10 protein-coding genes are annotated in these 12065 nt (G+C 63.4%); 2 read left to right on the top strand and 8 right to left on the bottom strand.

What is annotated here, in order from left to right:
• From JT720_RS13140 to JT720_RS13120, 5 genes are all read right to left on the bottom strand, one after another.
• The gene (locus JT720_RS13140) at positions 1 to 573 is read right to left on the bottom strand and encodes a LemA family protein (protein ID WP_205481759.1); all 573 of its coding nucleotides are present in this window, start codon (positions 571 to 573) and stop codon (positions 1 to 3) included.
• Between the two features lie 78 nt (positions 574 to 651).
• Positions 652 to 1869: an acyl-CoA dehydrogenase gene (locus JT720_RS13135; RefSeq protein ID WP_205481758.1), complete on the bottom strand. Its 1218-nt coding sequence runs from the start codon at positions 1867 to 1869 to the stop codon at positions 652 to 654.
• 19 nt (positions 1870 to 1888) lie between these two features.
• A complete protein-coding gene (locus JT720_RS13130) occupies positions 1889 to 4012 on the bottom strand; it encodes a TonB-dependent receptor plug domain-containing protein (protein WP_205481757.1) in 2124 nt (707 codons plus the stop codon).
• 147 nt (positions 4013 to 4159) lie between these two features.
• Positions 4160 to 5257, bottom strand: a complete 1098-nt coding sequence (locus JT720_RS13125; RefSeq protein WP_205481756.1) for a DUF1996 domain-containing protein — start codon at positions 5255 to 5257, stop codon at positions 4160 to 4162.
• Between the two features lie 405 nt (positions 5258 to 5662).
• Complete coding sequence (locus tag JT720_RS13120; RefSeq protein ID WP_205481755.1) at positions 5663 to 6727, bottom strand: glycosyltransferase family 2 protein; 1065 nt, start codon at positions 6725 to 6727, stop codon at positions 5663 to 5665.
• 64 nt (positions 6728 to 6791) lie between these two features.
• Between JT720_RS13120 and JT720_RS13115 the strand changes: the two genes are divergently transcribed.
• Both JT720_RS13115 and JT720_RS13110 read left to right on the top strand, forming a co-directional pair.
• Positions 6792 to 7739: a beta-1,6-N-acetylglucosaminyltransferase gene (locus tag JT720_RS13115; protein WP_205481754.1), complete on the top strand. Its 948-nt coding sequence runs from the start codon at positions 6792 to 6794 to the stop codon at positions 7737 to 7739.
• Between the two features lie 9 nt (positions 7740 to 7748).
• Complete coding sequence (locus JT720_RS13110; RefSeq protein WP_205481753.1) at positions 7749 to 9215, top strand: oligosaccharide flippase family protein; 1467 nt, start codon at positions 7749 to 7751, stop codon at positions 9213 to 9215.
• Here JT720_RS13110 and JT720_RS13105 read toward each other — a convergent pair.
• From JT720_RS13105 to JT720_RS13095, 3 genes are read right to left on the bottom strand one after another with little or no spacing between them, the layout of a single operon-like run.
• Entirely contained in the window at positions 9208 to 10446 is a 1239-nt protein-coding gene (locus JT720_RS13105) for a pilus assembly protein TadG-related protein (protein ID WP_205481752.1), read from the bottom strand. The genes JT720_RS13110 and JT720_RS13105 overlap by 8 nt on opposite strands.
• 15 nt (positions 10447 to 10461) lie before the next feature.
• Positions 10462 to 10722 carry a hypothetical protein gene (locus JT720_RS13100; protein ID WP_205481751.1) on the bottom strand — a complete coding sequence of 87 codons (261 nt, stop codon included), beginning with the start codon at positions 10720 to 10722 and terminating at the stop codon, positions 10462 to 10464.
• A gap of 11 nt (positions 10723 to 10733) precedes the next feature.
• On the bottom strand, positions 10734 to 11954 hold the full coding sequence (locus JT720_RS13095; protein WP_205481750.1) for a DUF1996 domain-containing protein: 1221 nt from the start codon (positions 11952 to 11954) through the stop codon (positions 10734 to 10736).
• Positions 11955 to 12065 lie beyond the last annotated feature (111 nt).

Here is a 12065-nt window from a genome sequence, read left to right as displayed (position 1 = left end):
TCAAGCCGCGGATTTGCCGAAGCTGACCTTGGGTGCGGACTGGATGGCGGGATCCTCGTCCTGGTAAAAGGGCTCCTCGGCGAACCCGAGCGGCCGGGCGACGAAAACATTGGGGAAGGTCTGGATACTGGTGTTCAGGTCGCGCACCGTGGCGTTGTAGTAGCGCCGGGCGCCCTGAAGCTCGCCCTCGATGCTGGACAGCTCGTCCTGCAAGTCGAGGAAATTGGTATTGGCCTTGAGGTCGGGATAGGCCTCGGCAACGGCCATGAGTCGCCCGAGCATCCCGCTGAAAGCCGCGTCTGCCTGCGCGGTCGCCTGGACCGAGCCGGCCTTCACCGGGTCCGTGCGATGGGCGATGACCGCCTCCAGCGTGTCGCGTTCGTGGGTGGCGTAGCCCTGAACCGTCTCGACCAGGTTGGGGATGAGGTCGGCGCGGCGACGCAGCTGGACCGTGATCCCGCTGAAGCCCTCCTTCACCAGCGCCCGGAGCCTGACCAGCCGATTGTAGATGCCGACAATGTAGAGCAGCACCAAGGCGACGACGCCCAGGATGATCCAACCCGCAAGCCCCATGGCACTTCCCCCTTATGCTACCCCGAAGAGGAGCATAGGGGAGGCGAAGAAAGCGCGCTACCGCCTTGTTTCGACGTCTTAGAAGGCGCTGATGCCCGTGATCGCCCGGCCCAGGATCAGGGCGTGGACGTCGTGGGTGCCCTCGTAGGTGTTCACCGTCTCGAGGTTCAGCGCGTGCCGGATGACCTGATATTCGGCGCTGATGCCATTGCCTCCGTGCATGTCACGGGCGACGCGGGCGATCTCCAGTGCCTTGCCGACGTTGTTGCGCTTGATCAGGCTGATCGTCTCCGGGATCAGCTCCCCCGCTTCGAGGCGACGGCCGACGCGCAGGGCGGCCTGCAGGCCCAGCGTGATCTCCGTGATCATGTTGGCGAGCTTGAGCTGCACCAACTGGGTCGCGGCGAGCGGACGGTCGAACTGCTTGCGCTCCAGCGTGTACTGGCGGGCGGCAGCGTAGCAGGCCTCGGCCGCGCCCATGGCGCCCCAGCCGATGCCGTAGCGCGCGCGGTTGAGGCAGCCGAATGGGCCCTTTAGCCCTTCGACATTGGGGAGGAGGGCGTCCTCACCGACCTCTACCCCGTCCATCACGATTTCGCCGGTGATGGAGGCGCGCAAGGAGAGCTTCTGCTTGATGGCGGGAGCGGTGAGGCCCGGCATGCCCTTTTCCAGGATGAAGCCGCGAATCTTGCCGCCGTGCGCTTCCGACTTCGCCCAGACCACGAACACGTCCGCGATCGGCGAGTTGGTGATCCACATCTTCGCGCCGGACAGGCGGTAGCCGCCGTCGATCCTGTCGGCCCGCGTCCGCATGCCGCCCGGGTCGGAGCCAGCGTCGGGCTCCGTCAGGCCGAAGCAGCCGACCAGGTCACCTTTCGCGAGGCCCGGCAGATACTTGCGGCGCTGTTCTTCCGAGCCGTAGGCAAAGATCGGATGCATCACGAGCGAGCTCTGCACCGACATGGCGGAGCGGTAGCCACTGTCCACCCGCTCGACCGCGCGGGCGATCAGGCCGTAGCTGACATAGCCGAGCCCCGCGCCGCCATATTCGTTCGGGATGGTGGCCCCGAGCAGGCCGAGCTGGCCCATCTCCCGCAGGATTTCGCGGTCGAAGCTTTCCTGAAGATAGGCTTCGGTGACCCGGGGCTGCAGGCTTTCCTGCGCATAGCCCTCGGCCGTGTCACGGACCATGCGCTCATCGTCGGTGAGCTGCTCGTCCAATCCAAACGGGTCCTGCCAATCGAACGGCAGAAGGGAAGGCTCATGGCCCTTGGCGTGATCCGGCGTCTTCAGCATGCCGGCCATTTAGCGCCGGTCAGCTCTTTGCGCCACCCCCGCCGCCATTCGCGCCGCCAAAGGAGCGCCTAACCGTCAGGCCGAAGACGCGATGGTAGTTGCGGTCGCGGAACTCCCGCTCGTCAGGGTCGGGAGTGGTTCGGTTGGGGGTGTAGAAGATGCGCTCCCGCTGACCATGGCTCGAGAACAGATTGTCGATGTCGAAGGTGACGGTAGTTCGGGCGTCCGGTCGATATTCGACGAAGGCCGTCCCAAACACCTTGTTGTTGAAGTTGCTGTCCAGTTCGTCCGTGCGGAAGAAGGTGATGCGGCCTTCACGACCGACCTCTAGGCCGTAGGCGAATTTGCCGATGTCCTGCCGGTACTCCACTTCCCAGTCATAATTGGGAAAGAAGCCGCTGAACTTGCGCGGTCGACCGGTAATCGGGTCTTCAACCCGGGTGCGCTGCAAGGTGCCATTGAACTTCAGTCTGCCGCCCTTGATCCCAAATCGACTTAGTGGCGCATCCGCGGTGAAGCTCACAAAGCGACGTTTGCCGGTGCCGATGTTTCCGGGGGCGTCGAACCCGTCTTCGGTGAGGATGCGATCCTGAAGGAGGCTGATGCGGTCGAAGCCACCTTCCAGGCGAACCTGGCCGTCGCCTAGGAGGGGATGCTCGACGACGCCGCGGACTTCCCATGCACGCTGTGGCTGGAGGTTGGCATTGCCGCCGTTGACCCGGTCCGACGAAAGCTCGGCCAGGCTGATGAAGTCGTAGAAGTCCAGCTGCGCGACCGTGCGGCGGATGGAGACCTGGCCGTGCCACCCACCGCTGGGCTTCCAGTCCAGGGTCAGGCTGGGCTTCAAGAAACGGAGAGAGCGATCCGCGGTCGCGTCGCCGCGCACCTTCAGGCGAGAAACTTCATAGTTGAGACCGAGATCGACCCGGAACGTCTTGCTGATCTGACGACCGGCGTTGACGAACAGCTCGCCCCGAAGCTCCTTCACCGTCGCCTGGTCGATGGGGAGGTCGATACGGACCTCCGATCCGTCTTCGTCGAATTCGAACAGGCGTACATCGCTGTCGAGGGTGTTGTAGGCAAGCTCTCCGCCAGCTTCGAAGCTGAAGCCGAGAACCTTGGGGCGAGACCAGCTAAGGCGTCCGATGGTTTCGCCGCGTTTGCTGAAGTCCGACTGACGGAAGCCGCCCAGCAGGTCTTCGCCGCCATCGCTGCGGAAGAAGTAGGTCTCGATCGCGTCGCGCTTGCGGCGGTTGAGAAGCCCGACGAACTTGAGCGCTCCGCCGGCGAGGGGACGGGTGACATCCCCGCCGAACTCGATCACGCGCGTGTCATAGTCCTGGGTGAGCCGGTCATCTCGTTCCTCGCCTTCGAACGTGGTCACGTGGTTGGACTGGATGAGGTCGAACTTGCTGGGAGCGAAGCGGGCGTTCAGGCGCACGGATTCATTGGCGGCAGGTTCGAGGGCCCAGTTTACGGATACGTAGGGATCGTGAGGCCGGATGTCGTTGACCTTGCGGCGGAATTCCTTGAAGTCGCCTGACGGAAGGAAGACCGCCGTGTCAGTGCCTTCCTCGATGTAATCCGTTCGACCGGTTCCGGCGGACAGGTTGAAGCTGGAGTTGCCGCGCTTGATCATGGCGGAGGCGCTAAGATCAGGGACGATCCGGCCAGTATAGAGCCGGCGGATCTTGCCCGTGACGTTCCCGTCCATCCCAGCATCGGCCGAGAGGATCACGTTCGCCACCTGCGCCTTACCGGCATAGTCGGTGCCGTAGAGGTCACCGGACGCCACCTCCACCCGCACCACGCGGCCTGCCGGAATCCGGCTCAGCTGAGTTTCGATGGAGTCGGACTTGGAACTGGGCCGGGCGCCGTTGATGACGACGTTCCCCGCGGCGCCCGCAAAGCCACGGATATCGGTGTTTCCGAGGTCGAGTACGAAACCGGGCACCTGCCGGACGATGTCGAGCGCGGTCGTGGGGGCAAAGGGCGCGAAGAAGTCGGCCGGGTAGATTTGGGTCCGGGCATGCGTCGGCGAGACATGAGGAGCATTGTCGCCGGGAGGAATCTGGGCGGTCGAAGCCGCCGCGGGGAGCGCCGCAAGCACGGCAGCCGAACTTCCCAAGACCCAGTAACGCATGCAAACTCCCCTTTGCGAGGAGCGCTACATATGTGGCGTCACTTATGGACCAACTGTTCGACAGACCGACGAATGGTTGGACGAGACGCCAATTAGGCCCGACGAGCGGCCCGCTTCACCTTTCCAGAGTGGAGCGGGCCGACCCGATCATGCGTGCGGAGGAACAGCGACCAGTCGTGGGCTCGCGTTGAAGCTCTTGGGCCAGGTCTGGTGGATCGCCTTGCCGTTGCCGAGTTCACCGTCCGAGCAATTGAGCAGCTTGTCGATGCAGTTCTCGTGCCAGATCTTCTTCACGGTAGGATCCCACGCCATGAAGAAGTCCGCGTGGAACGTCTGTCCCGGGAGCGCACCCGGCAGCATGTGGTCCGAAGACAGGTACCAGGTCTTCAGATTGGCATCCACGGTAAACCACGCTCCCATGGTGAACGTCGGGACCACGTAGGGGTGAGTGGTCGGACAGCGTTCGTAGCCCCAGCTGCCATAGGAGACGTAGGCCATGTGGCTGCGGTGGTTGGGCGTGTCGAGGTTCTTGCCGTCCCAGCACTTGGGAGCATTGATGACCGCACCGAGACGAGCCCCCACCGGGCACTTGCCCACGGCCTCCGTGATCGTCTTCCACTTGCCTGCCACCGCGCCGGTGCCGGAGCAGGTGAAGTAAGCCGCGCCGGTTGGAGCAGCTTGCGGGTTGGTCGGGTCGAACCCGAAAACGAACTTGATGCCGTTGGGCGTGTCGACGCAGATGCCGAGCCCCTGGGCCGTTCCGCCGAGACCCTGGCACTTCGGGCTGCTCTTTGGGCGTCGCTTGTAGTAGATCGATACGTAGTCCGGGCGCACCACCTTCCCTTTGCCGTCGAGCATCGCCGGCATCCAGTAAGCCGAGCGATTGAGCGGCGACATGCAGGTCGAGTCCCCAGCGCCCCTCAGGGAGCTGTAGGTCGAGTAGGCGTTGGCCTTCGTATTGCCGAAGAACTGATGAAGGTGCGCGGCGCCCGGCTTGCCCGGATAGATGATCGGGTCATCGTAGCTGATCTGCCCCGGCATGCACAGGAAACGGAAGGCCCCGACAACGTCCGGTGAAGCGGACCGCGGGATCGATCCCACGGTTACGAGTTCCCGGTTGATGTCGAAATTGCTGCTGATCGCAGTCATTCCGGCCAAAGTCGGTGACGTCGTGGTAGTCCCGGTTGGCGTCGGGGACGGGCTGACCACCAGGCCGGTCGACGAGGTCGTGGCCGTGGTCATCATCGTGGAGGACGAGGAAGGAATTTTGACGACAGTTGCCGTGGTGGGCTCGGACTCAGTCCGACAGCCCCCAAGAACGGCAAGCAACACGCAAACAGAACCAAGCTTCTTGGAAAACAACAATGAAAACCCCCCCGGGTCTTTGAATGGATTGATGGGGGAGTGCGTGCACCCGGCGCTCCTACTCGCCAAGTTTACTGATCGCTTCAGATCAACGCTTCAGCGCATTGCGGCGGGAACCGTTGCTTCTTTGTATCAGTAACGTTGAGGTACCGTTAACCATCATCGGTGTGGCCTCAGTGGCGATCAGGAGTTTAGCCGGAAAGGGTCGCGATCAAGTGCGCCTTGCGTGCGAAAACAGGTGCTTTCTTGCCGCGATTCGCTGCGCTCCGTCCCACGTCGTTCAGGTCATGCCGGAGGAGTTCTGACGGGCGGGAGACGCACTCCGGGATCGTGGATCTGGTGCCGGAAAACGCCGCTCCAGGCGTCCCTCACCACGGAGGCAGGCTCAAAGCCTCTAGGTTTGCCCTGGTAGTCCCCGTTCAAGATGCCCCGGGCAAGACTTGCAAGTCGGCCCCGGAGGCTCGGAGAGGCGTAGGTGTTGTGACGTCGTTGCAGCCGTTCCGCCAACCGGAGGTAGGCCGCCTCGTGGCGGGCAAGCGATGCTCGCTGTCCGGGTTCCCGCCTCGCGATCTCCCCGCAGATGCGGGCTCTCGCCCGGGCCGCGAGCGCCAGTTCCGCGTCGGGTCCGCCGAAATGGACGAAACGGTGGTGGAGGCGGCTCAGCAGGCCGCGCGACTTCGGCGCGCCATAGAGGTTCGACCCGTGCTGACGATATTCGACCAGAGGTTCGTCGATGAATTCAATTCGGCCGAGCACCCCCGCGAGGAAGAAATACCATTGATCGTGAGCGAGGATTTCGCTGCGATCGTTGTGGTCGATGCTGAGGTCCCAAAGCGGATCGAAGCGCCGAAGAGTGGCGCGGAACATCTGAAGCAGTCCGTAGGAAGACTTCCACCCAAGGAAGCCTGCAGAGAGTTCGGCCTTTTCCGCCCGACCGTCCAGCTTGCGGTGCAGGAAGGTGCCTGATGCGTCGACAACGTTGGCATCATGGTAGGCCAGCAACACGGTAGGATCGTGGAAGGCGCTGGCAAGCCGTTGAAGCTTGTTCGCGTGCCAGACGTCGTCCTGGTCACAAAAGGCGATCAGCTCGCCCGAGCACAGCGCGGCGGCCGATCGGAAGTTGCGACGGTAACCGAGTTGTTCCGACTGGCGATGTACATGGACCGGAAAGGGAACCCGCTCTCCGAACGAGCGGACATTCTGGAGTGTTTCGTCCGTGCTCCCATCATCGCACACCACCAGCTCGGAAGGCTGCAGAGTCTGGGTGCGAATAGATTCCAGTTGCTCCGCAATGTGCCGGGCGCCGTTGAAGGTTGCCAAGGCGACGGAAACCGCAGGTGACTTCACCATCTCCACCCTCTATTCCGCGAACGCCAACGGCGCGCAGCGGAAACCCAGACCTTAGGTGGAGTCAATGAACGTCGGGTTTGTCATGCTGTCGCATCGATCACCAGCCCAGCTGGCTCAGCTAGTTCGCGCGCTGTCCGACCTTTACGGTGACCCGCCGATTGCCTGCCATCATGACTTTTCCCAGTCAGATCTCGATGCCAGCCAGTTTTCGTCGAACGTGCTTTTCGTCCGACCCTCGGTTCGAACTGGCTGGGGCAAGTGGTCGCTGGTGGAGGCTTCGCTGCGGGCGCTGGACCGCCTGTACCAGGCAGCCGACCCTGACGCCTTCTTCCTGATCAGCGCCGCCGATTACCCGGGCGCCCGCCCGGAGAAGGTGATGAGCGACCTTCGCGAGCAAGATGCCGATGCCTGGATCGATGCCTTCGATCTCCACGAGGCACTGGCGGGGCGAGTAGGTCCGGGCGACCCACATCTTGCGCATCATCGCGCTGCGGGGAACGTCCAATTGGCCGAGACACGGTATCTTAAGGCCCTGCTGAAGGTGCCGGTCATCCGCTTGCGCCCACCTGCCTTCTCCAGCACGCAGGAGCGTTACCCGAGATTGGGCCGGAAGACGCTTGCGCTGCCCTTCGGCTCTCCCCGGTTGCCGTTTGGACCATCCTTCCGATGCCATGTCGGCAGTCAGTGGTTCACCGCCCGGCGCTCGGTCGCGGCGAAACTGCTTGCCCCGGATGCACGAGCCCGGAGCCTGCAGCGATACCTCCGGGCGCGGGTGGTGCCGGACGAGTGCTATTTCCAATCGGTGATCTGCAACGATCCGACGCTGACGTGGACACCGAGGACGTTTCGGTTGGCGTTCTGGGAAGGAGGAGGGGCCCACCCCATCGAGATCGGACCCGAGCACCTCCCGCAAATCGCGGCAGAGAAGCCGCATTTCGTCCGAAAACTGCCGGACGATGCAAGAATCCGCAAACAGCTTGACCTTATGCTCGGCCTGAACCTGAAAGCCTGATCGAACCCCATGTCCGTCCGTAAATCCCTTGCCTGGTCTTACAGTGCGCAGGCGCTGAACTTCATTGTCGCGTTCGGTTCGTCCGTGATCATCGCGCGCCTGGTCACCCCGCGCGAGTTCGGCATCTTCGCGATGGCTGCCTCGATCAGTGCCTTTCTTGCACTGGTGTTCGGGTTCGGTCTGTCCAATCTCATCGTACGCGACGAGGAGATGCCCAAAGACCGGCTGCGCTCCATTCTGGCGGTCAGCAGCAGCTACACATCGTTCCTGTGCATCCTGCTCGTGATCAGCGGATTGCTGGCCAAGCATGTGTTCGACTCACCGGACGTGGGCGACTTCCTGATGGTCTATGCCCTGGTGCCCGCGATCCAGATGTTCGAGCTGATCCCCGAGGCGCTCTGCCGGCGGCACATGCGGTTCAAGACGATTTCCGCGATCTCCGTCATGAAGACCATCGTAACGGCGGCGGCGACGATCGTGCTCGCAAAGCTCGGCTTCAAGCACATGAGCTTCGCTTATGCGGGGCTTGTCGCGACCATTGCATCGGTCGCGATCTACAATCTGCTGTATTGGCAAGAGACCGTTTATCGGCCGAGGCTGGAGGGTTACCGGTCAATCCTGACGTTCGGCCTCCAGATGGTCTCGATCAACGGCTTCGGACAGCTGAACAGCCGGATCAGCGAGATGACCTTGGGGTCCTGGCTCGGACTGAGCGCGCTCGGCCTGTATTCACGCGCATCCAATCTCGCAAACCAGTTGCAGCAGAATGTCTACGGCGTTGCCACGGGCGTGATCTTCGTGCGCATGTCGATGGACTTTCGTGAGACCGGACGGTTCGACGCCACCTATCTCCGCGCGCTGCGCATCCTGCTAGCCGTGGTCTGGCCGATGATGCTCGGCATGGCCGTGCTGTCCTATCCCTTCATCCAGTTGCTCTATGGCGAGAAGTGGCTTGGCGCGGCGCTTCCGCTGAGCTTCCTGATGCTCGCCTACTTCACGGTTCTTGGCATCGGCATGCAGTGGCAGGTCTTCATCCTCCGCAAGGAGACGGGCCTCCAGACCAAGCTGGAGGGCATCCGGGCGGCCGCCGGGCTGGCGATGTTCTGCGTCGGCTGCCTCATCAGTCTCCCCGCGGCCGCAGCAGCGCGGATCGGGGAGGCCATCGTCGCCTATCTCCTCTACCGACCACACATGGATCGATTGATCGGCATCCCGCGCGGGCGCCTGGACCGCGTCTATGGGGAGTGCCTGACGCTGGCCGCCATTGCGGTGCTGCCGAGCCTCGGCCTCATGCTGTGGAGCCGGTTCGATCCCAGAACGCCGCTGACCCTGGTGGCGGCGTCGGTCGTGGTCGGGGTTCTATGCTGGGCTGCGCTGCTCGTCCGGATCAAGCATCCCGTGATGGAGGAGGTGCAGTTCTTCTGGCGCCGGCTTCGGCGCTCGCCCCGAGCGGAGACTGGCACGGAGGTCAGCTGACCAGCCGGATCTCCGTTCCGGCGATCTGCATCTGATCGACGCCAAGGCAGTCCTTGCCGATCACCACCCGACCTTCGACGATGAGCGCGCGGCCCAGTAGGCGGGAGCAGCTCAGGTTGGCGCCGCCGCGGCCGTCGATTCGGATGGCTTGTGAGGGCATGTAGATGATGCCCTCGAGCGTTGAGAAGCCATCGCCACCAATGCGGCTTTCCTCGCCGGGCATCTCGCGGCCGGCACGCGGGTCCTGGTAGAACAGCAGACCGGGGTCTGGCCCATCCGCCGGAGCCCGTAGCTTCACATTCGCCTTGGGGTCGATCTGAACTTTGCCGACGGAACCAGGGTCGGAACCGGCGTCACGGCTGGTAAGGATGAACGTGCAGCCCTTGCAGCTGACGTTCCCCATGGGCCCAACGATGAAGTTGCCCCGATTGAGAATGTACTCGCCCGGTTGCAGGGCAACCGTGCCGTTGAGCACGAGGTTGCCGTAGCAGCCTGGCTTCAACTTCAGCGTGCCGCCGCCATTATTGCTCGGGTTGGCGGTAACGTTGGGACAGCCGGTCTTTGGCACAGGCGGCGGAGCGCTGTCTTCGTACGGGTCCTTCTGACGAAGGCCGAAACTTCGCGCGACCGACGACCCGGGGTTCTGCCAACCCGTGATGCCGCCAAAAGCCACGACCCGCGGGGCATCCAGCTTGCCACCCGAGGTCACCTGGATCGCGGCGGGAGACGAGGAGTTGCTGGCGAGGCCGCATTCGGCCTCGAGCCGACCGCCCGGCTGGATCGCGATGCCGGTGTCGCCACGCCCAAGCGCGAGGAGGCAATACTCGCCGTTTTCCACCACGCTCGCCGTCGCTTCGACCGAAATGTTGAAGGCGCTTTTCAGGAAAAGTCCGCTGAAGGTCATGCGTGCGGGTGCGTTGAGCCGAACGGCAACTGCGAAGGGGTCTTTCGGGCGGCTGTCGGGGGCCGTTTCGACCTGTGTGGCCGTGGCGTCGTCGAGTTCCCGTGTCCGGGCAATCAGCTCGGAAACCGCAACCTCGGGGCTGGAGCCCTGAACGATCGCGCTCACTCCTGCAATGGCGGCCTGGTCTGCCACTTTCTGCAAGGTGTTACGAGCCGTGGTCCACTGAAACACGTCCACCGCTACTCCAGCCGATCCGATCAGCAGAGGGAAAGCGAGGGCAAGGACCGCTAGAGTGTTGCCGTCCTCGTTGCGCAGCAGGGCTTTCATCGAGGGCCCGCGTGCCTAGCGATGCTGGTGATGAGCATCACCGCCGTGACCGGACTGGGCCGCTGGCGCCGGCCCGGTCGGAGCCGGAAGCAACGCTGTATCCGGCCCCTTGCGAAGCTCGCCGGCGGCAATCTGCGGCTGGTTCTCCATCGCCGCGACCAGAGCTTCCGTTTCCGCCTGACTGGTGGAGGGCTCGAGGTTCTGCTGGCGGCTACCGCAAGCGACGAGAGCCAGCGCAGCCGAGCAGACGAGCAGGGCCCTTCGAATTGAGTTCATCGTTGCCGACCTCAGCTGGGGATCGGCACGAGGCGCGGGTTGGCATTCCAGCTGAATGGCCAGCTCTGGCGTATCCGCGTTCCGTTGCCGAGATCGCCAGCACTGCAGTTGAGCAGCTTGTCGATGCAGTTTTCGGTCCAGGTCGCCTGAACGGTCGGATCCCACGCGCCAAACCAGTCGGCGTGGAAGGTGGACCCCGGCCGGCTGGGCAAGGTCCCCGGCATCACGTCGCTTGAAAGGTGCCAGGTCACGGTCTTGCCGGGTTCCCAGGTTCCAGTGCGATCAAGCGTATCGTCAGTCATGTACCAGGCGCCCATGGTGAAACGCGGGACGACGTACGGATGGGTGGACGGGCATTTTGGATATCCCCACCAGCCATAGCTCGTATAAGCCATGTGGCTGCGATGATCCGGGCTGTCGAGGTTCTTGCCGTCCCAGCATGGAGGAGCATCGATGACCGCGCCGAGGCGAGCGCCCGCTGGGCAGTTCTGCGCGGCTTCCACGATGTCGCGGTAATGACCCGATCCCGCTCCGGACCCGTCGCAGCGATAGTGGAAGGCACCCGTCGGCGCGGTCGCCGGATTGAGCATGTTGAACCCGAACACGTAGCGAAGGCCATTCGGCAGCGGAATGCATGCCTTGGCCATGCGCTGGCACTCAGGGTCGGTCGCCGGCCGACGCTTGTAGTAGATGGTCACATAGTCGGGCCGGACCACCGATCCACGCCCGTTCAGCATGGCCGGCATCCAGTAAGCGGACCGGTTCACGGGCGACATGCAGGTGCTCTGCCCGGTCGTCCGAAGCGAGCTGTAGGTGGAGTTCGCATCGGCAGCGGTGTTCCCGAAGAACTGATGCAGGTGCGACCGGCCCGGCTGTCCGGGGTAGACGATGGGATCGTCAGACTTCAGCTGACCCGGAAGACAGATGAAACGGAAGGCGCCCACGACGTCAGGTGCGCCAGAGGAGGCGAGGGGCCCGGTTGTGACCTCGGAAGAGACCGTGAAGTTCGACGGGATCATCGTCAGCTCGGTATAGAGCGCGTTCGTGGTGGTGGGTGTGGGGGTGGGCGTCGGCGTGGGAGCCGGCTCGGTAGTTGGCGTGGTCGTCCGCGGCTTCTTGATGATGCGAAGCCGGTCGAAGCGGGCGTCGTCCGTCGGGATGAAGGACGCACCGATCATCAGCGCGAGAAGGCCGGTCGCCAGGCCCTTGTAGCCGATCATTGCCTCAGACATTGTTCTCTTTCCCCCGCCGATTAGGCTTGAGGCGAGATTTGGCGGCGGCTTCCTAAGAAGTCGTAAATTCCCCTTCCGCTTCCGATACTTAGCGGGCTCACCTGGCTGAGG

Source organism: Sphingomonas arenae (assembly GCF_016924655.1).
Lineage (GTDB): Bacteria > Pseudomonadota > Alphaproteobacteria > Sphingomonadales > Sphingomonadaceae > Sphingomicrobium > Sphingomicrobium arenae.
This window is presented reverse-complemented; position numbering and strand designations above follow the sequence as displayed.

Coding starts and splice junctions, on each gene's coding strand:
- JT720_RS13125 (WP_205481756.1), bottom strand. CDS start 5,257: ATGATGACCACGGCCACGACCTCGTCGACCGGCCTGGTGGTCAGCCCG.
- JT720_RS13120 (WP_205481755.1), bottom strand. CDS start 6,727: ATGGTGAAGTCACCTGCGGTTTCCGTCGCCTTGGCAACCTTCAACGGC.
- JT720_RS13130 (WP_205481757.1), bottom strand. CDS start 4,012: ATGCGTTACTGGGTCTTGGGAAGTTCGGCTGCCGTGCTTGCGGCGCTC.
- JT720_RS13100 (WP_205481751.1), bottom strand. CDS start 10,722: ATGAACTCAATTCGAAGGGCCCTGCTCGTCTGCTCGGCTGCGCTGGCT.
- JT720_RS13135 (WP_205481758.1), bottom strand. CDS start 1,869: ATGCTGAAGACGCCGGATCACGCCAAGGGCCATGAGCCTTCCCTTCTG.
- JT720_RS13095 (WP_205481750.1), bottom strand. CDS start 11,954: ATGTCTGAGGCAATGATCGGCTACAAGGGCCTGGCGACCGGCCTTCTC.
- JT720_RS13105 (WP_205481752.1), bottom strand. CDS start 10,446: ATGAAAGCCCTGCTGCGCAACGAGGACGGCAACACTCTAGCGGTCCTT.
- JT720_RS13115 (WP_205481754.1), top strand. CDS start 6,792: ATGAACGTCGGGTTTGTCATGCTGTCGCATCGATCACCAGCCCAGCTG.
- JT720_RS13110 (WP_205481753.1), top strand. CDS start 7,749: ATGTCCGTCCGTAAATCCCTTGCCTGGTCTTACAGTGCGCAGGCGCTG.
- JT720_RS13140 (WP_205481759.1), bottom strand. CDS start 573: ATGGGGCTTGCGGGTTGGATCATCCTGGGCGTCGTCGCCTTGGTGCTG.